The organism is Halomonas sp. ABH4_019 (genome assembly GCF_056159885.1).
In genome coordinates, this window is the sequence record NZ_JBSWWC010000001.1 from 593,059 (window position 1) to 612,878 (window position 19,820).

20 protein-coding genes are annotated in these 19,820 nt (G+C 67.1%); 5 read left to right on the top strand and 15 right to left on the bottom strand.

Features of this window, described 5'->3' with window-relative positions; translation table 11 throughout:
• Positions 1-5: 5 nt before the first annotated feature.
• The 6 genes from hfq to ACXAFN_RS02710 all read right to left on the bottom strand — a co-directional run bounded on the left by hfq (position 6) and on the right by ACXAFN_RS02710 (position 7,152).
• Positions 6-257 (bottom strand): RNA chaperone Hfq, encoded by a 252-nt coding sequence (hfq, locus tag ACXAFN_RS02685; protein ID WP_097790042.1) that lies wholly within the window; start codon positions 255-257, stop codon positions 6-8.
• Positions 258-372: 115 nt separating this feature from the next.
• On the bottom strand, positions 373-1,311 hold the full coding sequence (gene miaA / locus ACXAFN_RS02690) for a tRNA (adenosine(37)-N6)-dimethylallyltransferase MiaA (RefSeq protein ID WP_474985953.1): 939 nt from the start codon (positions 1,309-1,311) through the stop codon (positions 373-375).
• 251 nt (positions 1,312-1,562) lie between these two features.
• A complete protein-coding gene (gene mutL, locus ACXAFN_RS02695; protein ID WP_474985954.1) occupies positions 1,563-3,545 on the bottom strand; it encodes a DNA mismatch repair endonuclease MutL in 1,983 nt (660 codons plus the stop codon).
• 150 nt (positions 3,546-3,695) lie between these two features.
• Complete coding sequence (locus tag ACXAFN_RS02700; RefSeq protein WP_474987454.1) at positions 3,696-5,099, bottom strand: N-acetylmuramoyl-L-alanine amidase; 1,404 nt, start codon at positions 5,097-5,099, stop codon at positions 3,696-3,698.
• A 44-nt stretch (positions 5,100-5,143) separates the two neighbouring features.
• Positions 5,144-5,644: a tRNA (adenosine(37)-N6)-threonylcarbamoyltransferase complex ATPase subunit type 1 TsaE gene (gene tsaE / locus ACXAFN_RS02705; protein WP_474987456.1), complete on the bottom strand. Its 501-nt coding sequence runs from the start codon at positions 5,642-5,644 to the stop codon at positions 5,144-5,146.
• Positions 5,645-5,646: 2 nt separating this feature from the next.
• Positions 5,647-7,152, bottom strand: a complete 1,506-nt coding sequence (locus tag ACXAFN_RS02710; protein WP_474985956.1) for an NAD(P)H-hydrate dehydratase — start codon at positions 7,150-7,152, stop codon at positions 5,647-5,649.
• Positions 7,153-7,266: 114 nt separating this feature from the next.
• Here ACXAFN_RS02710 and queG point away from each other — a divergent pair, with 114 nt between their 5' ends.
• Together queG and ACXAFN_RS02720 are read left to right on the top strand one after the other, a co-directional pair.
• Complete coding sequence (gene queG, locus ACXAFN_RS02715; protein ID WP_474985958.1) at positions 7,267-8,370, top strand: tRNA epoxyqueuosine(34) reductase QueG; 1,104 nt, start codon at positions 7,267-7,269, stop codon at positions 8,368-8,370.
• A 15-nt stretch (positions 8,371-8,385) separates the two neighbouring features.
• Positions 8,386-8,511 carry a hypothetical protein gene (locus ACXAFN_RS02720; protein WP_474985960.1) on the top strand — a complete coding sequence of 42 codons (126 nt, stop codon included), beginning with the start codon at positions 8,386-8,388 and terminating at the stop codon, positions 8,509-8,511.
• 139 nt (positions 8,512-8,650) lie between these two features.
• On the opposite strand, the gene ACXAFN_RS02725 is transcribed toward ACXAFN_RS02720, so the two are convergent.
• Both ACXAFN_RS02725 and orn read right to left on the bottom strand, forming a co-directional pair.
• Positions 8,651-9,682 carry a CNNM domain-containing protein gene (locus tag ACXAFN_RS02725; RefSeq protein WP_474985961.1) on the bottom strand — a complete coding sequence of 344 codons (1,032 nt, stop codon included), beginning with the start codon at positions 9,680-9,682 and terminating at the stop codon, positions 8,651-8,653.
• Positions 9,683-9,765: 83 nt separating this feature from the next.
• Positions 9,766-10,368 carry an oligoribonuclease gene (orn, locus tag ACXAFN_RS02730; protein ID WP_474985963.1) on the bottom strand — a complete coding sequence of 201 codons (603 nt, stop codon included), beginning with the start codon at positions 10,366-10,368 and terminating at the stop codon, positions 9,766-9,768.
• Between the two features lie 84 nt (positions 10,369-10,452).
• On the opposite strand from orn, the gene rsgA reads away from it, so the two are divergent.
• The 3 genes from rsgA (at position 10,453) to asd (ending at position 13,367) form a co-directional block, all read left to right on the top strand.
• The gene (rsgA, locus tag ACXAFN_RS02735) at positions 10,453-11,487 is read left to right on the top strand and encodes a small ribosomal subunit biogenesis GTPase RsgA (protein WP_474985964.1); all 1,035 of its coding nucleotides are present in this window, start codon (positions 10,453-10,455) and stop codon (positions 11,485-11,487) included.
• A 74-nt stretch (positions 11,488-11,561) separates the two neighbouring features.
• Positions 11,562-12,395 (top strand): sulfurtransferase, encoded by an 834-nt coding sequence (locus tag ACXAFN_RS02740; protein WP_474985965.1) that lies wholly within the window; start codon positions 11,562-11,564, stop codon positions 12,393-12,395.
• 135 nt (positions 12,396-12,530) lie between these two features.
• A complete protein-coding gene (gene asd, locus ACXAFN_RS02745) occupies positions 12,531-13,367 on the top strand; it encodes an archaetidylserine decarboxylase (protein WP_474985967.1) in 837 nt (278 codons plus the stop codon).
• 114 nt (positions 13,368-13,481) lie between these two features.
• Here asd and ACXAFN_RS02750 read toward each other — a convergent pair whose 3' ends face one another.
• The 7 genes from ACXAFN_RS02750 to ACXAFN_RS02780 form a co-directional block, all read right to left on the bottom strand.
• The gene (locus ACXAFN_RS02750) at positions 13,482-13,871 is read right to left on the bottom strand and encodes a hypothetical protein (RefSeq protein ID WP_474985969.1); all 390 of its coding nucleotides are present in this window, start codon (positions 13,869-13,871) and stop codon (positions 13,482-13,484) included.
• 119 nt (positions 13,872-13,990) lie between these two features.
• Positions 13,991-14,185, bottom strand: coding sequence for a PAAR domain-containing protein (locus tag ACXAFN_RS02755; RefSeq protein WP_474985970.1), 195 nt, complete (start codon positions 14,183-14,185; stop codon positions 13,991-13,993).
• Complete coding sequence (locus tag ACXAFN_RS02760; RefSeq protein ID WP_474985972.1) at positions 14,182-15,222, bottom strand: hypothetical protein; 1,041 nt, start codon at positions 15,220-15,222, stop codon at positions 14,182-14,184. The genes ACXAFN_RS02755 and ACXAFN_RS02760 overlap by 4 nt, the downstream gene beginning before the upstream one ends.
• A gap of 35 nt (positions 15,223-15,257) precedes the next feature.
• Positions 15,258-15,524 (bottom strand): PAAR domain-containing protein, encoded by a 267-nt coding sequence (locus tag ACXAFN_RS02765; protein ID WP_183388953.1) that lies wholly within the window; start codon positions 15,522-15,524, stop codon positions 15,258-15,260.
• Positions 15,521-16,567 (bottom strand): hypothetical protein, encoded by a 1,047-nt coding sequence (locus ACXAFN_RS02770; RefSeq protein WP_474985974.1) that lies wholly within the window; start codon positions 16,565-16,567, stop codon positions 15,521-15,523. Before ACXAFN_RS02770 ends, ACXAFN_RS02765 begins: the two co-directional genes overlap by 4 nt.
• Positions 16,552-18,450 carry a hypothetical protein gene (locus ACXAFN_RS02775; protein WP_474985976.1) on the bottom strand — a complete coding sequence of 633 codons (1,899 nt, stop codon included), beginning with the start codon at positions 18,448-18,450 and terminating at the stop codon, positions 16,552-16,554. The genes ACXAFN_RS02770 and ACXAFN_RS02775 overlap by 16 nt, the downstream gene beginning before the upstream one ends.
• A complete protein-coding gene (locus ACXAFN_RS02780) occupies positions 18,447-19,817 on the bottom strand; it encodes a DUF4123 domain-containing protein (protein ID WP_474985978.1) in 1,371 nt (456 codons plus the stop codon). Before ACXAFN_RS02780 ends, ACXAFN_RS02775 begins: the two co-directional genes overlap by 4 nt.
• Positions 19,818-19,820: the final 3 nt, after the last annotated feature.

The window sequence follows — 19,820 nt, forward strand, 5'->3', positions numbered from 1 at the left end:
ATACCTCACGCGTTGCTGTCCGACTGCGCTCCGGCATCCGGGGCCGGCAGCCGCACGTTGCGCGACGGCACAACGGTGGAGATGGCGTGCTTGTAGACCATCTGGCTGACGGTGTTGCGCAGCAGGATCACGAACTGGTCGAAGGACTCGATCTGACCCTGCAGCTTGATGCCGTTGACCAGGAAGATCGAGACCGGAATGCGCTCCTTGCGCAGGATGTTCAGGTACGGATCTTGAAGGGACTGCCCTTTGGACATGTTGCTCTCCCTGAATTGTTTCTGGAGTTGATCATTCTGTGCTCGCCCCGTCCGGGGACGACACGGGTTAACCGGTGGGCCCTGTCGAACGGCCACTCGAAACGACCATCTTACGCTAAGTCCCGAATTCGCGCACCAGTTTCAGGACCTCGGCGAAGGGATCGGCTCCCAGGCTGTCGACCCAGTGCAGGCCCGGCCAGCCGCGCATCCAGGTCAGCTGTCGCTTGGCCAGCTGGCGGGTCGCCACGATGCCCCGGTGACGAAAGGTCGCATGGTCGACGTCGCCGGCCAGGTATTCCCACCCCTGACGATAGCCCACGCTCTTCAGCGCCGGCAGGCCGGGATCCAGGTCCCCCCGCGCCCGCAGGGCGGCGACCTCGTCGAGGAAGCCCTCCGCCAGCATGGCATCGAAACGGGCGGCAATGCGCGCGTGCAGCACGGCCCTGTCGGCGGGCGCGAGCCCTATCGACAGCGGCCGCCAGGGAAAGGTTTCCGGACGCTGCTCGGCCCACAGCTCGGAGAGCGGACGCCCACTGACCCGATACACCTCCAGCGCCCGCATCAGGCGCTGGGGATCGTTGGGGTGAATGCGCTCGGCGGCTTCGGGATCGACCCTCGCCAGCTCGGCATGCAGGGCGCCCAACCCATCGCGATCGGCCTCACGTTCCAGCGCCGCACGCACCGCCGGATCCGCCGACGGCAGATTCGCCACGCCCTCGACCAGGCGCTGGAAGTACATCATGGTGCCGCCCACCAGCAGCGGCACCTTGCCGCGCGCCGTGATCTCGGCCATCTCGCGGCGCGCGTCCTCGCGGAATTCCGCCGCCGAGTAGGGCTCGGCCGGATCGCGGATATCGATCAGTCGATGCGGCGCCCGGGCCAGCTCCTCCGCCGACGGCTTGGCACTGCCGATATCCAGGCCGCGGTAGACCATCGCCGAGTCGACGCTGATCAGCTCGCAGCCCAGCCGCTCGTGCAGCGCGATCGCCAGGTCGGTCTTGCCGGCGGCGGTGGGGCCCATCAGGAAGATGGCGGGGGGGCGGGTATCGGGCATGGGGTGTTCTGTCATTCTCTTGGCTTTTCGATCACAAGCTGACCCGGCGCCGGACCATCGAGGAGGCGCTGTGAACCCGTCCCTGGGCACTACCGACGCCCTGCGGCGCTCTTGCATCCTGCGCCGCTTGCAGGGCCGGAGCGAGCCATCCATGGCCCGCCCGTTCGGAGCACTGCTCCTCACCCCTGGCGTAGGACCTCCTCTTCGGTCCGCCCCCGGGGCTTCTCGCCATGCAAGTGGCGAATTTCCGCTTATTGTCCCCTAAGAAACAAGCGGTCCAGTTCCTTCATGCCCAGCTCGGTCCAGGTGGGACGGCCATGGTTGCACTGGCCGCTACGCTCGGTGACCTCCATGTCGCGCAGCAGGGCATTCATCTCCGCCACCGTGAGCTGGCGGTTGGCGCGCACGCTGCCGTGGCAGGCCATGGTCGAGAGCAGCTCGTTGATGTGAGCCTCCAGGCGGTCCGAGCGGCCGTAGCGCTCCAGGTCGCCGAGCATGTCGCGGATCAGCGGCTCGACGTCGGCGTCGACCAGCAGGGCCGGCACCTGGCGCACCAGCAGCGTCTCGGGGCCGGCCACGTCGAGCTCCACGCCGAGCCTGGCGAAGGCCTCGTGCTCGGCCTCGGCGGTGGCCACCTCGGCGGCGCTGGCGGCCAGCGAGACCGGCACCAGCAGCGGCTGCGCCTCGAGCGCTCCTCCATGCACCTGGGTCTTCATGCGCTCATAGACGATCCGCTCGTGGGCGGCGTGCATGTCGACGATCACCATGCCGCGCTCGGTCTGGGAGAGGATGAAGACGCCGTGCAGCTGGGCCACGGCATAGCCCAGCGGCGGCGCCTTGGTGGCGTCCGCCTCGGGCATAGCCGGGCGCGGCGCGCCCTGGGTCGCCTCGGGAGACCAGGCGGGCCCCGCCTGCGACTGGCGTTCGGCCAGCGCCACCCCGGCGGCGGCGCCACCGGCCCCCGGCGCGGCGGGCTGGGGCGTCAGCAGGCTCTCCTCGTGTTCGGGATGCAGCGCCCGATAGCCCTCCATGAAGGCCCGCACCCGGTCCGGCGTCACCTTCTGCTCTGCGCTCTCCTCGCGGCCGTGCAGCGCCATGGGCTGCTGCTGCCAGGCGGCCTGGGGCGTGGCCTCGCGTACCTCATGGGCGGCAGCGGAGGGTCCGTCCGCCGCCATGGCACCCGCCTCGTCGCTCGGCTCGCCGTCCGGCGCCGCCCCGGCCCGGGCCTCCCCCAGCGCCCGGTGCAGGCTGGAGAACAGGAAGTCGTGGACCATCCGCCCGTCGCGGAAGCGCACCTCGTGCTTGGTGGGGTGGACGTTGACGTCGACCACCGTGGGGTCGACCTCCAGGTAGAGCACGAACACCGGATGGCGGCCGTGAAACAGCACGTCACGATAGGCCTGGCGAATGGCATGAGCCACCAGGCGGTCGCGGACCACCCGGCCGTTGACGAAGAAGTACTGCTGGTCGGCCTGGGCCCGGGAATGGGTGGGCAGCCCCACCCAGCCCCACAGGCGCAGCCCGCCGGTCTCCAGATCCAGATGCAGGGCGTTCTCGAGAAAGCCCTTGCCGAGCAGCGCCTGAAGGCGCCGCTCATGGCCTACCAGATCGCCGCCGGGCCGCAGCTGGTGGATGGTCTTCTGGTTATGGCGCAGCACCCAGCCGACATCGAGCCGCGACAGCGCCTGGCGGCGGAAGGCCTCCTCGACGTGGCCGAACTCGGTCTTCTCGGTGCGCAGGAACTTGCGCCGGGCCGGGGTATTGAAGAACAGGTCGCGCACCGTGACCGAGGTGCCCCGCGGGTGCGGCGAGGGCGTGACCCTGGGCTCCATGCGCCGGCCCTCGACCACCACCCGCCAGCCGCCGGTGGGATCGTCGTGGACGTTGGAGACCAGCTCGAGGCGCGACACCGAGCTGACCGAGGCCAGGGCCTCGCCGCGAAACCCCAGGCTGGCCACGCCCTCCAGGTCCTCCAGCGAGGCGATCTTGCTGGTGGCATGGCGCGACAGCGCCAGCGGCAGGTCGTCCTCGCCGATGCCGCCGCCGTCATCGCGCACCCGGATCAGCCGCGCCCCGCCGGACTCCAGCTCCACCTCGACGCGGCTCGCACCCGCGTCGATGGCGTTCTCGATCAGCTCCTTGACCACCGAGGCCGGACGCTCCACCACCTCGCCGGCGGCGATCTGGTTGGCCAGCCTGGGGTCGAGGATCCGGATGGGTTGGCTGTCTGTCATATCACTCCTCAAGGACGCTACTGGCGACGGGCCACGAGCTGCAAGCGGTGTTCAGCCAGCCCGATACGGCGGAGACAGCCCGAAGCCCGAAGCCCTAGTCTTCCAACGTCCAGGCGCGCAGCGCCGCTCTTCGAGCTTCAAGCTGCACGCTCATGAACTGGGTATCCGCAGCACCTGCCCCACGCGAATGACGTCGCCGTTGAGCTCGTTGGCCTGGCGCAGCTGGGCCACCGGCACGCCGTGGCGGGCGGCGATCTCCGACAGGGTATCGCCGGGCTGGATGCGATACTCGTCGCCACCGGTATCCCGGCCCTGGTCGCGCTGCCAGGCCAGCAGGCTAGCCGGCGGCGGGTTGCGGCGGAAGTGGGCGCGGACGCCGCCATACACCGCGTCCATCATCCGCTCCTGATAGTTCGAGTCGCGCAGCCGGCGCTCCTCGTCGGGGTTGGAGATGAAACCGGTCTCGACCAGCAGCGACGGGATGTCCGGCGACTTGAGCACCACGAAGCCGGCCTGCTCCACCCGCGACTTGTGCAGATCGTTGATCCGTCCCAGACGGTCGAGTACCTGGCCGCCGATGGTCAGCGAGTCGTTCAAGGTCGCGGTCATGGTCAGGTCGAGCAAGACGCCGCGCAGCACCTCGTCCTTGTCGTCCAGCGACAGGCTGCCGTCCACGCCGCCGATCAGGTCGGCGCGATTCTCGGAAGCCGCCAGCCACTGGGCGGTCTCCGAGGTCGCCCCGCTCTGGGACAGCGCATAGACGGAGCTACCATGGGGACGCGGGCTGCGGAAGGCGTCGGCGTGGATGGAGACGAAGAAGTCAGCCTTCTGCTCACGGGCGATGCGGGTCCGCTGGCGCAGCCCCACGTAGTAGTCGCCGTCGCGGATCATGACCGCCTTGAAACCTTCGGTGGCATTGATCTTGCGGGCCAGGCGCTGAGCCATCTCCAGCACCACGTCCTTCTCGCGGGTGCCGCTGGGGCCCAGGGCACCGGGATCCTCGCCGCCATGGCCGGCATCCACGGCGATGATGATGTCACGCTTGGGATGCGGCTGGGCGGGTTCGAGCACCGGCGCGACCGTGGTCGGGTCGCGCCCCTGGGCGGCGGCCTGGGCCTGGGCGCGGTCGGCGGCGATTTCCTGCTCGCGGATCATCGCCTCGATGGGATCGATCGGATCCTCCACGGCGCTCTCGCCGGGATACTCGAGATCGACCACCAGGCGATGGCCATATTGCTCGTTGGGCGCCAGCGTGAAATGGCGCGGCTCGACCTGGCGATTGAGTTCCAGCACCACCCGCAGGTCGTCGCCGTGGCGGATCCCGGTGCGCACCTCGCGGATGGCGCTGCCGTCCAGGTCGAGGCGCGCCACGTCGGCGGCCAGGTCGGTATCCGAGAGGTCGATGACCAGCCGGTTAGGGTCGGCGAGGCTGAACACCTCGGCATCGGCCGGCGAGGAGAGGTCGAAGACCAGACGCGCGTGGTCCGGCGCCGCCCACAGGCGCAGGTTATCGACGCTGGCGGCCAGCCCCCAGGACGGGACCAGCAGCGCCATCGACAGTAGGCCGCCGAGCAGGCGGCGAGACAGGACTCCCTTCCTCATGAGACGCGATCGCCCTCCCGGTCCCGCGCGCCGGCCGGCGAGGGCCGGTCGGCGAGGCGCTCGATCACCCGGCGCCCATGGTCGCTGCCGGCGGTCAGGGTCGCCCGGCGGCCGTCGCCGTCCAGGCTCAGCTGCACCACCAGGTCGGGTGCCGGCAGCCAACCCTCGCCCCGCGCCGGCCACTCGATCACGCACAGGGCGTCGTCGGCGAGCAGGTCGCGGCCGCCGATGAACTCGAGCTCCTCGGGGTCGCCCAGGCGGTAGAGGTCGAAGTGGTGCACGCGCACGGCCTCGAGCTCGTAGGGCTCGACCAGGGTGTAGGTGGGGCTCTTGACCGCGCCGCGATGCCCGTAGGCGCGCAGGATGCCGCGGGTCAGGGTGGTCTTGCCCGCGCCGAGCTCGCCCTCCAGGTAGAGACGACCGCGCCCGTCGAGGGCCCGGCCGAGGGATTCGCCGAAGGCCACCTGGCGGTCTTCGTCGTCGAGTCGCAGCTGCATCGTCATTCGCCCATCGTCGGGTTGACCAGAATTCGCGCACAGGATGCCAGATCGCCGGCCAGCAGGCCACGCTCGCCGCCCGCCGCCGCGGCCATGTCGGCGGCCAGCGCGTGCACCATGACGCCGACCCGGGCGGCGGTCTCCAAGGATAGCCCCTGGGCGACCAGCGCGCCGAGGATGCCGGACAGCGCATCGCCCATGCCGCCGCTGGCCATGCCCGGATTACCATAGGGGCAGGCCGCCAGGCCCGAGGGCCCCGCCACCAGGCTGCCGGCGCCCTTGAGGATCGCCGTGCCGCCGTAGCGGCGTTGCAGCTCGGCGGCCGCCGCCGGGCGGTCGGCCTCCACCTCGGCGGCGCTGGTGCCCAGCAGGCGGGCCGCCTCGCCGGGATGCGGCGTCAGCAGCCAGTCGTCGCGGCGCAGGCCGGTGAAGCGGCCGGCCAGCAGGTTCAGGCCGTCGGCGTCGACGACCAGCGGCCGGCCGGCGTCGAGGGCCGCCTGCAGCATCGCCTGGCCCCAGCTGCCCTGCCCCAGGCCCGGGCCGACCACCAGCACATCGGCCCGGGCCGGCAAGGCGCCGAGGTCGGCGGCGCCGCGCACCCCGTGCACCATCACTTCGGGGCGACGCACCAGACAGGCGGTGACATGCTCCGGCGCGGTGGCCAGGCTGACCTTGCCGGCCCCCAGCCGCGCGGCGTGTTCGGCGGCCAGCAGCGCGGCTCCGCCGAAGCCCGGCGCCCCGCCGAGCACCAGGGCATGGCCGGCATCGCCCTTGTGGGCGTCCCTCGGCCTCGGCGGCAGCGCCGCGGCGATCATATCGCGATGGAGCCGCCAGGCGGCGGGCGGCAGGTCCGCATACGCCGAAGCCGGGGCTTCGAGATCGCGAAACGCCACCGGCCCGGTCAGCGCCGGGGCGCGGCCGGTGTAGAGCCCCAGCTTGTCGCCGATGAAGGTGATCGTGCGGCTGGCCCGCACCGCCACGCCGAGCTCCGCGCCGGTATCGGCGTGGACGCCGGAGGGGATGTCGATGGCCAGCACCGGCCGGCCGCTTGCGTTGATCGCGGCGATGGCCTCGCGGAAGGCGCCGCGCACCTCGCCGGAGAGCCCGGTGCCGAGCAGCGCATCCACCATCACCTCGCCCTCGAGCGCGAGCCCGGGCCGCCAGGGCACCAGGCCGACGCCGGCCGCGCTCGCCATGTCGGCGGCCAGGCGGGCATCCGCCGAGAGGTCTTCGACGGGCTTGAGCGCCACCCGCTGCACCGCCCAGCCCTCGGCGGCGGCCAGCGCCGCCAGCACATGGCCGTCGCCGCCGTTGTTGCCGCCGCCGCACAGCACGCTGAGCGAGCGGGCCTCGGGCCAGGCGGCGCGCAACTCCTGCCAGGCCGCCGCGGCGGCGCGCTGCATCAGCGCGAAGCCCGCCATGCCGGCGGCGATGGTGCGTCGATCCAGCTCGCGGACCTGCTCGGCGCGATACAGCGCACGGCCCGACGACCGGGGCGATCCCGTCATTCCCTGTCTCCCTCGAAGGCGATGCTTTACCATGATGCGTTACAACGAAGTGTGTCCTGTATACCGCCGAACGCCAAGCGTTGCGGCGCCTTCCCGAACGGTGTTTCCTCGATCATGACCCAGCCGTCTCCCCCGGGCGACGCCCCCGACCTCGACCAACTGGCCGCGCTGATCAAGACCTGGGGTCGCGAGCTCGGCTTCCAGCAGGTGGGCATCACCGACGTCGACCTGGCCGAGGACGAGGCCCGCCTGCAGCGCTGGCTCGACGCCGGCCACCACGGCGAGATGGGCTTCATGGCCAAGCACGGCACCAAGCGCACCCGCCCCGAGGAGCTGGTGCCCGGCACGGCGCGGGTGATCAGCGTGCGCCTGGACTACCTGCCCCCCGAGGTGGAAACCACGAAGATGCTGGCGCGCCCGGCGAAGGCCTACGTGTCCCGCTACGCCACCGGCCGCGACTACCACAAGCTGATGCGCAAGCGCCTGGCCACCCTGGCCAAGCAGATCCAGGCCGAGATCGGCCCCTTCGGCTACCGCGCCTTCGTCGACTCCGCCCCGGTGATGGAGCGGGGCCTGGCGCGCAAGGCCGGCCTCGGCTGGTTCGGCAAGAACGCCATGCTGCTCAATCCCAAGGCCGGCTCGCTGTTCTTCCTCGGCGAGCTCTACACCGACCTGCCGCTGCCGGTGGACGCGCCCTTCGAGGCGGAGCACTGCGGCAGCTGCAGCGCCTGCCGCACGGCCTGCCCCACCGATGCCATCGTCGAGGACAAGGTGGTCGACGCGCGGCGCTGCATCTCCTACCTGACCATCGAGCTGCACGGTGCCATTCCCGAGGAATTCCGCGCCGCCATGGGCAACCGGGTGTTCGGCTGCGACGACTGCCAGCTGGTATGCCCCTTCACCCGCTTCACCCGGGCCAGCCGGGAGCCGGACTTCGCGCCGCGCCACGACCTGGACCGCGCCGATCTGGTCGCGCTGTTCGCCTGGGGCGAGGAGGAGTTCCTGGACAAGACCGCCGGCAGCCCGATCCGCCGCATCGGCTACGAGCGCTGGCTGCGCAACCTGGCGGTGGGGCTCGGCAACGCGCCCTGGAGCGAGACGGTGGAAGCCGCGCTGCGCGCCCGGCTGGCGTACCCCTCGGACCTGGTCCGCGAGCACGTGCGCTGGGCGCTGGCGCGGCAGAAGGAGAAGCGCCAGCGGGTGATCGCCGCCAGCTGAAAGCGGGAAGGCAGCATGAACCCCGACTTCATGGGTCCAGGTTTTTCTTCAAGCTTCCCGCTTAAGCCTGCGAAGCAGGCGTTCTTCCAGCTCCCGAGCGAAGCGCCGCTCTTCAAGCTTACGGCCTATCACCAGCGCTAGGCTTTGCCTGAAAAGTCGGCGAGCGAAGGCTAGACAAGGCAAAAATTAGCGAAAATCCGGAGTTTACGGGGTGTAAATGAGGACTTTGAGATGATTTTTAACGCGGTATAGCCGAGCGCAGACAGTTTTCAGACATTGCCTAGGCCTCGGGGGAAACACCAGCCTTCTTCAGCGTCTTGGTCCAGCGCTGGCGGGCATACTTGCGCAGGTTGGCGACGTTATCGGTCTCGTCGACGATGTCCTGACCCAGGATCGCCTCGATGACATCTTCCAGCGTCATCAGCCCCACCCAGGTACCCAGGTCGTCATACACCACACAGAGATGCTGGCGATCGCGCACCATCATGGCGAAGACGTGCTCCACGCTGTCGTCCACCATGACCGTCTGGACCGGATGCATCAGCGACTTGAGGTCCACGCCTCCCTCGGCATGGTAGGTATCGGCCTTGTGCACATAGCCCAGCGCCTGCTCGCCCCCGTCCATCACCGGGAAACGCGTGAAGGGCGTCGTACCGAACGCCTCGTCGAATTCGCCGACGGTGATCTGGGGCTTGACGGTCACCGAGACGGTGCGCGGCGTCATGACATCCTTCACCGGAATATCGTGCAGGTTGATGATGTTGGTGATGACCCTCACCTCGTCGGCATCCAGGGCCTCTTCCTCCAGCCCGATCTGCGCCAGGGCCTTGATCTCGCCGCGCATGTCCGTGTCCTGGCCGTGCTTGCCGATGCGTCGGGTGATGACCTCCGACAGCCAGATCAGCGGCTTCATCGACCAGATCATCGCCCTCAGCACCATCACCATGCTGGGCGCCAGCTGCCGCCAGTAGGTCGCCCCGATGGTCTTGGGAATGATCTCGGAGACGAACAGGATCAGCAGCGTCATCACCGCCGAGGCGACCCCCAGCCAGGCGTCGCCGAAGACCACGACGACCTGGGCGCCCACCCCGGTGGCGCCCACCGTGTGGGCGATAGTGTTGAGGGTCAGGATGGCCGCCAGGGGCCGGTCGATGTCCTGCTTGAGCCGGGCCAAGCGGGCATGCAGCTCGGGCTGGTTATCGCGCAGCTGCGCCACGTAGCTCGGCGTCATGGACAACAGCGCGGCCTCGAGCAGCGAACAGAGGAAGGACACGCCGATGGAGAGGATGGCAAACGCGGCCAGTAGGATCATGGAGCCTCGATGGGTTATTCAGGGAAGCCGCCGGGCGGCTTGCGAATCATCCATCATGCGATAAGCCGCGACAACCGACACCGTCACTCTTCTTCGTCGCCCTCCTCGTCCTCAAGGCGCAGGAAGGTCTGGCGATAGTGCGCCAGCTCGGCGATGGATTCCTTGATGTCGTCCATGGCCAGGTGGACGTTGCGCTTGCTGAAGCCGACCAGGGCGCCGGGGTTCCAGCGCTTGGCCAGCTCCTTGAGGGTCGAGACGTCGAGGTTACGGTAATGGAAGAAGGCCAGCAGCTCGGGCATCTCGCGCTCGAGAAAGCGGCGATCCTGGTGGATGCTGTTGCCGCACATCGGCGAGCTGCCCGGCGCCACGTGCTCGTTCAGGAATGCCAGCGTCTCCTGCTCGGCCTTGGCGGTGTCGACGGTGCTGGCCTTGACCCGCGAGACCAGCCCCGAGGCGCCGTGGGTCTTCTGGTTCCAGTCGTCCATCGCCTCGAGCAGGGCATCGGGCTGATGCACGGCGATCACCGGCCCCTCGGCGACCACGTTGAGATCGGCATCGGTGACCAGGGTCGCCACCTCGATGATGCGCTCGCGGTTCGGATCGAGCCCGGTCATTTCCAGGTCGATCCACACCAGGCGCTGGGTGCGGGGGTCTCGAGAGTCCTGGGCGTCTTGGTTTGCGGCCATGGGAGGATCCTTGGTCGAGCGGCCGGCGACAGCCGGCCCCGTTGATGAGTACAATGCGGCCATTGTACCGACCTTCGGGCCACCATGAACAAGCGCAAGTTGAGCCGCCAGCAGCGCTGGCGCGTCGAAAAGATCCAGGCCGAACGCGCCAAGCGTGCCGAGAAGCGCGGCGAGCAGGATGCCGAGAAGCTGGCCGCCGGCGAGTACGGCCCCGAACAACCCGGACGAGTGATCGCTCACTTCGGCCGCACCCTGGACGTGCGCCCCGAGGGCGACTCGACTCCGGTGCGCTGCCACCTGCGTGCCAATCTGGAGGGCCTGGTCACTGGCGACCGCGTGATCTGGCGCGCCGGCCAGGACGGCAGCGGCGTGGTGGTGGCTCGCGGCGAGCGCGGAAGCGTGCTCGAACGCCCCGACGCCCGGGGCCAGCTCAAGCCGGTGGCCGCCAACATCGAGCAGATCCTGATCGTCTTCGCCGTGGAGCCCGAGCCCCACGCCAACCTCATCGACCGTTACCTGGTGGCGGCCGAGGCCACCGGCATCGCCCCGGTACTGGTGCTCAACAAGGTCGACCTGCTGCCCGAGTACGGCGGCGAGCTTCGCGCGCTGCTGGACCGCTACGCGGCGCTGGGCTACCCGGTGGTGACCACCAGCACCGCCCGCGACGGCGGGCTGGACGCGCTCCACCAGCGTCTGGCCGAGCGCACCTCGGTGTTCGTCGGCCAGAGCGGCGTGGGTAAGTCCTCACTCATCGACCGCCTGCTGCCGGACGAGGACCTGCGCATCGGCGCGCTGTCGGAAGACTCCCGCAAGGGCCGCCACACCACCACCACCGCCCGGCTCTACCGCTTCGCGCCGAGCGACCGGGGCGACGCCGAGGCCGGCGAGCTGATCGATTCCCCCGGCATCCGCGAGTTCGGCCTGATCCACCTGGACGAAACCCAGGTCGCCGAGGGTTTCATCGAGTTTCGCGACCTGCTCGGACGCTGCCGCTTCCGCGACTGCCGTCACCGCCAGGAGCCGGGCTGCGCCCTGCTGGCCGCCGTGGAGAGCGGCGAGATCCACGCCGACCGTTTTGCCAGCTATCGGCGCATCGTCGACAGTCTCGACGAGACTTGAGATAAAGACGACATACCCGAGCCGGAACGCTGCCGGCCGGCGCGCGTCAGCCCGGGAAGATCAAGGAGAGTCCCATGAGTTCAGAAGCCAACCTGCTGCCGCTGATTGTCGAGCCCGAACAGCTCGCCGAGCAGTTGGACGCCCCTTCGCTGCTGATCATCGACGTGCCGCTCAAGGCCGAGAGCCATGAGCAGGGCCACGTGCCCGGCGCGGTCCTGCTGGACCACAAGCGGCTGCTGCGCGGCACCGGCGAAGTGCCCAACGAGGTGCCGGACGAGGAAGCGCTGTCGGCGCTGTTCTCGTCGCTGGGGCTGACCCGCGACACCCATGTGGTCGCCTACGACGACGAGGGCGGCGGCTGGGCCGGCCGGCTGCTGTGGACCCTGGAACTGATCGGCCACACCCGCTACTCCTACCTCAACGGCGGCATCCACGCCTGGCGCGCCGCCGGGCTGCCGGAATCCACCGAATCGAGCGCGCCGACGCCCAGCGACTACCAGGCCGAGATGCTCCACCCCGAGGTGGCCATCGACCGCATCGAACTGGCCGAGCGCCTGGGCGAGAAGGGCTTCGCGATCTGGGACGCCCGCACCCGCGCCGAGTACGACGGCGAGAAAGGCGACAACAAACGGCTCGGCCACATCCCCGGCGCGGTGAACCTGGACTGGACCGACGCCATGGACAAGGATCGCGACCTGCGCATCCGCGACTACGCCGAGCTGGTCACCGAACTCGAGGCGCTGGGCCTGACGCCGGACATGGAAGTGGTCACCCACTGCCAGACCCACCACCGCAGCGGCTTCACCTGGCTGGTGGGCAAGGCGCTGGGCTTCGAGAAGATGCGCGCCTACGCCGGCTCCTGGAAGGAATGGGGCAACCGCGACGACACGCCGGTCGAAAAGCCCTGACGGCGAGAACGCGGCTGCGCCGCTATAAGACGGAAGACCGGCGCTCCGCACATGGAAGAAGGAAGGAGGTCGCTATCCTTTCTTCCTTCTTTGCTCTTCCCTCTTCCTACATCCCTCTTGAGGAATGATGCCTTCGTGACCCCAGCCAAGCTGTTCGCCCTGCTCCAGTATCCCCTGCCCCACCACCTGCTCTCGCGGCTGATCGGCCGGCTGGCCGACTGCCGGGTGTCCTGGGCCAAGGACCTCGCCATTCGCGCCTTTATCCGCCAGTTCAAGGTCGACATGGGCGAGGCCCATGAGCCGGACCCGAGCGCCTATCCGAGCTTCAACGCGTTCTTCACCCGGCCGCTGAAGGATGGCGCCCGGCCCATCGGCGAGGGGCTGGTCTCGCCGGCCGACGGCACCCTCTCCCAGTTCGGACGCCTCGATCACGGCCGGCTGATCCAGGCCAAGGGCCATGACTTCACCGCCGCCGACCTGCTGGGCGGCGACCTGGAGGCCGCCGGGCGCTACCGCGACGGCAGCTTCGCCACCGTCTACCTGTCGCCCAGCGACTATCACCGGGTGCACATGCCGGTGGCGGGCACGCTCAAGGAGATGGTCTACGTGCCGGGGCGGCTGTTCTCGGTCAACGCCGCCACCACCCACCACGTGCCCAATCTCTTCGCTCGTAACGAGCGGCTGGTATGCCACTTCGACACCGAGCACGGCCCCATGGCGCTGGTGCTGGTCGGCGCCATGATCGTCGCCGCCATCGAGACGGTGTGGGCCGGCCAGATCACCCCCCTGCCCCGCGGCGGCGTGCAACGCATCCGCTTCGATACCCCGGTGCATCTCGAGCAGGGCGAGGAAATGGGCCGCTTCAAGCTCGGCTCCACCGTGGTGATAACCTTCGCCGAGCCGGTGGACTTCGACGGCCTGGACGCGGAGCAGACGGTCAGGATGGGTCAGCGGCTCGGCGAGTTCGGCTGAAACACACCACCCGGCTCTCTGCTTCACCATCGAGCCACCAACGAACAGGGCCCACTCGAGTGAGTGGGCCCTGCCGTGTCCGGCCGATCATGTTACGTCACGATCGTCAGTGGCTCAGCTCGAGCGCTCCAGTTCGATCTCGACCGGCGAGCGCATGGCCCGCTTCGGCTTGCCCAGGATTTGAGCGCCCAAGGCGAGGATGAAGATGCCTGCAAAGACCGGCGTCGGGATCTTGCCGAAGAAGTGCAGCGCCAGGGTGGCCAGGATGATCGGCACCGTCACCAGCACGATACGAGAATACTTCTTCGCCGCCTCCTCCATCTGGCGAAGATGACGGGACAGCACCTCGCGCGACGCCCCCGCCATGAGATCATCCGCCCCGCACTTGGGGCACTCGGCCGTCTCGTGTCGCAGCAGGCGCAGCGCATGGCGATGCCGCAGGCCGACCCGTTCCTTGCATGCCGGGCAGACATAGGTGGCGACCTTGATACCCGAATCTTTCATGATGCGCTTTCCAGACGATGAATGATGGCCCCATTGTAACGGCCTTGCGGCGTCCATCGTGCAGATCGCAGCGTCAGGCAGCACCTACCGCTCTCATCAAGCCGAGAGCAGCATTGCCTCTACCTAGACCCGGCAAAGGTGGAGGCACTGCCCGAGCCCTCGATGATGGTGGCACCGCAGGCGGTCTTATCACCGACTCGGGCCACCGGCTGACCCTCGACCCGAGACTGGGGCGAGCCCGAGACGATCGGCGTGACGCCGTGGCCGCTACAAGGGCAGCGGTGCAGGTCGCCCTGGCGTGCGATGGGCTTCATAGGTTATTGACCACATCGCCGACATGCCATTTACCGTCCTCGGTGCGGTAGAAGGCGACCGGGAAAGCAATGAAGTTCTCGCTGCCTTCCGGCGACTCTTCCCAGAGGATCGGGTTGGGCCGGATCCGCACCAGGCGGTTGTTGGCCATAAACTCCAACTGATCGTCCTCGGGGCTTCCCTCCCAATAGGGTTCCGGTAACAGCACCGCACCATCTGGACGATTCTGACGATATCGGGCTAAACCCAATTCACCTTCTTCAATGAAAGCTCTCGCAGAAGATTCTGTTGTCAACATATAAGCTGCTCTTTGCCAAATCGGCTCTAGCTCCTGGAAGATGGCTTCACCATCGCCGCGCTCGATCATCCCGTAGATGCGACGGTAGGCCTCGCGCAGCTCGCGACGCAGCTGCGGGGTGTCTTCCAGCTCGACGGCCCGGCCCTGCCAGTCGGGAGCGGGAATCGCATCGTCCAGACGAAAGGTAATATCCAGGCGATAGCCGTCGAGGGTCCAGCCACCACCGAAGATGATGTTGCGGTATTCACCGAGCCGCCAGTCGCCGCTGCTTCTCATATGGGCTTGACTAAGCTGACGGGGCTCGCCGCCCGCGGTCTCGTCCAGCGACTCGAACCGCCCACTGTCCTCGCTATAACGCAGCCGCAACAGATGCAGGCGTTCCTGGTCCTGTGTCTTCCAATGATTGCGCTCGATGGCGATATCGATCTCGACGCCATCGTGCAGCGAATACTCATATTCCCCCGTCTCATCGCTTTTTCCGGTCACAGGTGAGAACAGGAGGGAAAGCGTGTTACGCCCCTCGCGGACCTGCATACTGATGCTGGGCGAATAGTCGGCATAAGCGACCTTGCTGTTATCGCGTACGAAGATATCATTGACCCGCAATGACCAGGCCGATCCCTGCGTGTGGACATGAGCGAAATATAGGTTTTCCGCATTATCCGCCATGGCAGGGGCTTGAAAGCCCTGCCAGAGCAGGGCGAGACAGAGGCCATACAGCCATCGTGGCCAGATTCTCATGGGGGGCACCTCCCTGTGCCGTGGTGGGATTTAGCTCACGGCTCGACCATGGCCTGACTGGCGGCGGAGATGATCTCGCCGCCGTGGTCGGTCTTGCAGCCGAGATACGCGGTGGGCTGGCCATCGGTGGTGGCACTGCCCGAGCCCTCGATGATGGTGGCGCCGCAGGCGGTCTTGTCGCCCACCCGGGCCACCGGCTGACCCTCGACCCGAGACTGGGGCGAGCCCGAGACAATCGGCGTGACGCCGTGGCCGCTGCACGGGCAGCGGTGCAGGTCGCCCTGGCGTGCGATAGGCTTCATAGATTATTGACCACATCGCCGACATGCCATTTACCGTCCTCGGTGCGGTAAAAGGCGACCGGAAAGGCGATAAAGCTCCCGCTGCCTTCCGGCGGCTCTTCCCACACAATCGGATTGGGCCGGATCCGCACCAGGCGATGGTTGGCCATAAACTCCAACTGATCGTTCTCGGGGCCTCCTTCCCAATTAGGGGCCGGTAATAGATGAGAGCCATCCGAAGGGGTCGCACTAAACTCATCGTTCAGCCCTCTTTCAGAATTTTCTCTCCAAGCTCGAGCGGAGGGTTCTGTGGTCAGCATATAGGCCGTCCGTTCCCAAACTGGCTTGAGTTCCTGGAAGATGGCTTCGCCATCGCCGCGCTCGATCATCCCGTAGATGCGGCGGTAGGCCTCGCGCAGCTCGCGACGCAGCTGCGGGGTATCTTCCAGCTCGACGGCCCGGCCCTGCCAGTCGGGAGGAGGAATCGCGTCGTCCAGACGGAAGGCAATATCCAAGCGATAGCCATCGAGGGTCCAGCCACCACCGAAGATGATGTTGCGATATTCACCGAGCCGCCAGTCGCCGCTGCTTCTCATATGCGGTTGACTGAGCTGACGGGGCTCGCCGCCCGCGGTCTCGTCCAGCGACTCGAACCGCCCCTTTTCCTCGTTATAACGCAGCCGCAGCAGATGCAGGCGCTCATTTTTATTCTCGGTCCATTTGTTACGCCCGATGGCGATATCGATCTCGACGCCATCGTGTAACGCATACTCATATTCCCCCGTCTCATCATTCTGGCCGGTCACCGGTGAAAACAGAAGGGAAAGCGTGTTACGCCCCTCGCGGAGCTGAAGGCCAATATTGGGCGAATAGTCGGCATAGGGCACATCGATATTATCGCGCACGAAGATATCGTTGACCCGCAATGACCAGGCCGCACCACGTGTATGCACATAAGCGTGGTAAAGCATTTTGAAATTGGTACGCTCTTCTGCCATTGCCCTTTCCTGCCAGATCATGGTGATAAATAACAGGCCGACCAGGCCCTTCAGTAGGTTTCCCATGTACCCTCTTTCTTTTTCCATATCGTTACCTCCTCCTCGTCGGGATCGTCTTCCGTATCGGACTCGGAGGCGCTTTCATCACGATCACTTTGCATCTCCTCGGATTTCGCTGTAGATTCTTCGATGTCTTTATCGACCCGCTCGAAGAGATCCTCCCACTGCTGCTCATCACTGGCTTCGCCTCCCATATTGGGACCGGTCTGATTGGCGTTGCCCTCTTTGCTTCTAACACTAACTTCTGCGTGAGCTTTGTAGGCCACCACGACGCCCTCGAAGTCCCGGCGGCGCTGACGCTCGCCACCCTCCAGGCGCACCTTCCAGGCCCAGGACGTATGCAGGCTGCCGCTGACGCCGGCCTTGGCGGTAATCACCCAGACCTTGGCTTCTATCTCGATGGCGATTTCTGCCTTGCCCGAGATCTTGAGCTCGCCCTCGAACTCCTGCTCGAGCCCCTCCATGGCGACGTCAGGGTCGCCATGGGCGGGCAGGCGAAGTGTGACGCCGCTGGCTATGCCATGCGTCAGGGTGCCCTCCGCGCCCAGTTCCAGATAAGCTTCCAAGGTGGCCTTGACATGCCGCCCCGATGCCATTTTTTCCCGGGCTTCCTGAATGGCGGCGGCGCCTATCTGGGTGGTGAAGGCCGTCGCCAGGGCATCGATAAAGTCGAGCCGGCCCGTCACCCCAAGCTTGAAGGTCGAGGTTAGGCCACCGATCACAAGCTGCAGATCGGGGCTGCTCTCGACCGGCGTCAATTCGACGGCTTCGGGCGCGAAGGTCAGAGACTGGCTCAACACGATGCGGCTGGCATACTGGGTTCTATCTCGACTGGGCTGCTCCCGCGTATTACCGTCCGCCACATAGGAATCGAGGGTCTCGATGACGTTGGCCATGGTACCAATCAGCCCCGGGGCGCGGCTGCCGTCATCGCCATCGAGCGCTTGGCCGGTATTGGCCGTATGCTGCGCCCTCTGTTCCGACTTCAACTGATAGGGGCCAAACTGGCCTTCGAACGTTCCCTCGGCTTCAGCATTGGCGCTCACACCCGCCGTGCTGAAAACTAGCCTAAGGGCCAGTTTCAGCTCGCCGCTCAGTTTGGCATAGGGCAGTGCAACGACCCGCAGGGTCTGACCCAAGGCATCGTCGGTGACGCACTGGTTGGGCGTGAAATGTGCGCCATCGCGCCCTTGCAACGTGGACTGGAAGGCCAGAATCGCATCCATGGCGAAGACGGCATGAAGCACGTTCTCAGGCACGTAATTTCTCAGCGCCATGCTCATATTGAGAAACTGCGGGTAACCCAGCGCTACCTCGCTCGGCGTGGTCTCCAGCCGCTGCTGTCCCTCGGTCAGGCCGCTGGTGATCAGGGAGGGACGATCGGTATGCCCGACCTGGCAGGTCGGCTGGTCCCACTCGGCCTTCACCTTGGCCGACAGGTGGCGCCCCTCGACCTCCTTGGCCACCACCAGTAGCGTCGTCGCCTTGCGGCACTCCCCATCCACCTCGATATCGGCGAGAGGCCAGGTAATCTGGCGGGTGTCGTCCGTGCTGTCGGTCACACTGCCAGACACGAGACAGCAGGGCTGGTTGGGCCTGCACTCCACGCAAGCCGCGGCGAAGTCCGGATCGAAAATCTCGCCGTCTCCGGGGGTCGGCGGAAGCGGGCTTTCGGTGAGCGGCTGGCCGCCGTTACCACCGAGCGCGACCCAGCGGTCCGCCCAGGCACGCATGACCGGTGCCTCCAGGCCGCTGGCGGCATTATCCTGGCGGCGTTGCAGCGCCTTGTGAATTTCGCTCTCCAATTGGCGGCGGGCGGACGCCGAAAAGCGTTCTCCGTCGCTTTCCAGAATGTACAAGAGATCATCTGCTGTGGGGCTGTAACTCATGCTGGCCTCCCTGGCTCATGATGCGTCGATGGCCAGACCTCGAGCTCGTTGTCGGATATTGGCTGACGCGCCAGAAAGTCTCGCTGCAATCGGCCTCGCGGGCGCCAGGCCTCAAGGTGATTGCGGCGTTGCCAGGCCAGGGAGGAGCCATCAGTGAGCAACCGCCCTGCCTCCGGATAATCCCGTGGAAAGTCGTCGCCGAACTCCAGCAGGCACTTGGTCAGGGTCGTCACCTGCTTCTTCGAGGTCATCCCATGCCGCTGGCCCAGCCGCTGGGCCGCATCGACGGCCGCCAGCACCTCATCGGGAGGGGTTTCGGTGAACTCTTCCAGGACATTGCGTGCCAGGCCACGCTGAGCCCTGACGCGCTGCAGGCGACTGAAGTCATCGAATTCCGTCCGAGTGATGGCAAATCGACGCGACGGTGCGGCATCGGCCCCCTGGCGATGCGGCAGGGCGATCTGAATCAGGCGGCCCTGACAGATATCCCGTTCGCTGGCAAAGGTCACGCCGGGCACCAGTGACAGGTCGTCCGGCCATGTCATCGACGGGGATATCGGTAGCGTCAAGGTGTCGATCAACGCCAGCCACTGGGCACTTTTCCACTCCGGCAGCACCTGGGGAAGCTCCAGCGCCACCCGCGGATCGTAGAAGCGGAAGTAGACCGGCGCCTGGTCGTTGGCCGGGGTCCAGAGCATGGTGAACTTGCGCAGGTGGGTACGCAGCTGCTTCAGGGTGGCCGTGGACTGCAGCAGGATGCCCCAGTGCTGGTCCTGGGGCAGGCCCTTGAGCCAGCTGACCAGTTCGCTGTCGGGCTCCAGGCGCACCAGCCAGGGGGCCATGGCGCGGGTGTCGGCGTCCGTCGAGGCGTAGAGGCAGGCGCTTTGCACATCGGTCTCGGCGAGCCGTGCCATGACCTCGCGGCAGTTCACGCCATCGATGACGGCCCACAGCGGGGGCTGAGTGGCGCCGAACAGATCGTCCCAGCCGATCTCGGCGTAGGTCGGCGCCGGGGGCGGAGCTGCCTCCTGCGGCGCTGGCGCCGCCTCCGGCTCGAGCAGGATCGGTAGCATCTCGCCGAAGGCCACGGGTGAGGCGGTGGACGTGCGGTCGGCGAGGTCCACCAGGGGCTTGGACATGCCCTGCTCGCGGAAGCGCTGCAGCAGGGTCTGCACGTGTTCGAACGTCAGCAGGTCGAGCCCGGCTTCCTCGAGCCGCTGCGCCACCAGTGCCTGCCCGGTCGCGGCGTCGCTTGCCGTCACCACGGCAACCAGCACGGCCTCGTCGACCGCCGCCGACCATTGGCGGGCTTCGGGATAGCGGGCCTTCACATGGCAGCGGCCGACCCACAGATCACGCTCTGCCATGAT

Bases quoted from the DNA above. Each gene is read 5' to 3' on its own strand.
- hfq (WP_097790042.1), bottom strand. From the start codon at position 257: ATGTCCAAAGGGCAGTCCCTTCAAGATCCGTACCTGAACATCCTGCGC.
- miaA (WP_474985953.1), bottom strand. From the start codon at position 1,311: ATGCCCGATACCCGCCCCCCCGCCATCTTCCTGATGGGCCCCACCGCC.
- mutL (WP_474985954.1), bottom strand. From the start codon at position 3,545: ATGACAGACAGCCAACCCATCCGGATCCTCGACCCCAGGCTGGCCAAC.
- ACXAFN_RS02700 (WP_474987454.1), bottom strand. From the start codon at position 5,099: ATGGCGCTGCTGGTCCCGTCCTGGGGGCTGGCCGCCAGCGTCGATAAC.
- tsaE (WP_474987456.1), bottom strand. From the start codon at position 5,644: ATGCAGCTGCGACTCGACGACGAAGACCGCCAGGTGGCCTTCGGCGAA.
- ACXAFN_RS02710 (WP_474985956.1), bottom strand. From the start codon at position 7,152: ATGACGGGATCGCCCCGGTCGTCGGGCCGTGCGCTGTATCGCGCCGAG.
- queG (WP_474985958.1), top strand. From the start codon at position 7,267: ATGACCCAGCCGTCTCCCCCGGGCGACGCCCCCGACCTCGACCAACTG.
- ACXAFN_RS02720 (WP_474985960.1), top strand. From the start codon at position 8,386: ATGAACCCCGACTTCATGGGTCCAGGTTTTTCTTCAAGCTTCCCGCTT.
- ACXAFN_RS02725 (WP_474985961.1), bottom strand. From the start codon at position 9,682: ATGATCCTACTGGCCGCGTTTGCCATCCTCTCCATCGGCGTGTCCTTC.
- orn (WP_474985963.1), bottom strand. From the start codon at position 10,368: ATGGCCGCAAACCAAGACGCCCAGGACTCTCGAGACCCCCGCACCCAG.
- rsgA (WP_474985964.1), top strand. From the start codon at position 10,453: ATGAACAAGCGCAAGTTGAGCCGCCAGCAGCGCTGGCGCGTCGAAAAG.
- ACXAFN_RS02740 (WP_474985965.1), top strand. From the start codon at position 11,562: ATGAGTTCAGAAGCCAACCTGCTGCCGCTGATTGTCGAGCCCGAACAG.
- ACXAFN_RS02750 (WP_474985969.1), bottom strand. From the start codon at position 13,871: ATGAAAGATTCGGGTATCAAGGTCGCCACCTATGTCTGCCCGGCATGC.
- ACXAFN_RS02755 (WP_474985970.1), bottom strand. From the start codon at position 14,185: ATGAAGCCCATCGCACGCCAGGGCGACCTGCACCGCTGCCCTTGTAGC.
- ACXAFN_RS02760 (WP_474985972.1), bottom strand. From the start codon at position 15,222: ATGAGAATCTGGCCACGATGGCTGTATGGCCTCTGTCTCGCCCTGCTC.
- ACXAFN_RS02765 (WP_183388953.1), bottom strand. From the start codon at position 15,524: ATGAAGCCTATCGCACGCCAGGGCGACCTGCACCGCTGCCCGTGCAGC.
- ACXAFN_RS02770 (WP_474985974.1), bottom strand. From the start codon at position 16,567: ATGGGAAACCTACTGAAGGGCCTGGTCGGCCTGTTATTTATCACCATG.
- ACXAFN_RS02775 (WP_474985976.1), bottom strand. From the start codon at position 18,450: ATGAGTTACAGCCCCACAGCAGATGATCTCTTGTACATTCTGGAAAGC.
- ACXAFN_RS02780 (WP_474985978.1), bottom strand. From the start codon at position 19,817: ATGGCAGAGCGTGATCTGTGGGTCGGCCGCTGCCATGTGAAGGCCCGC.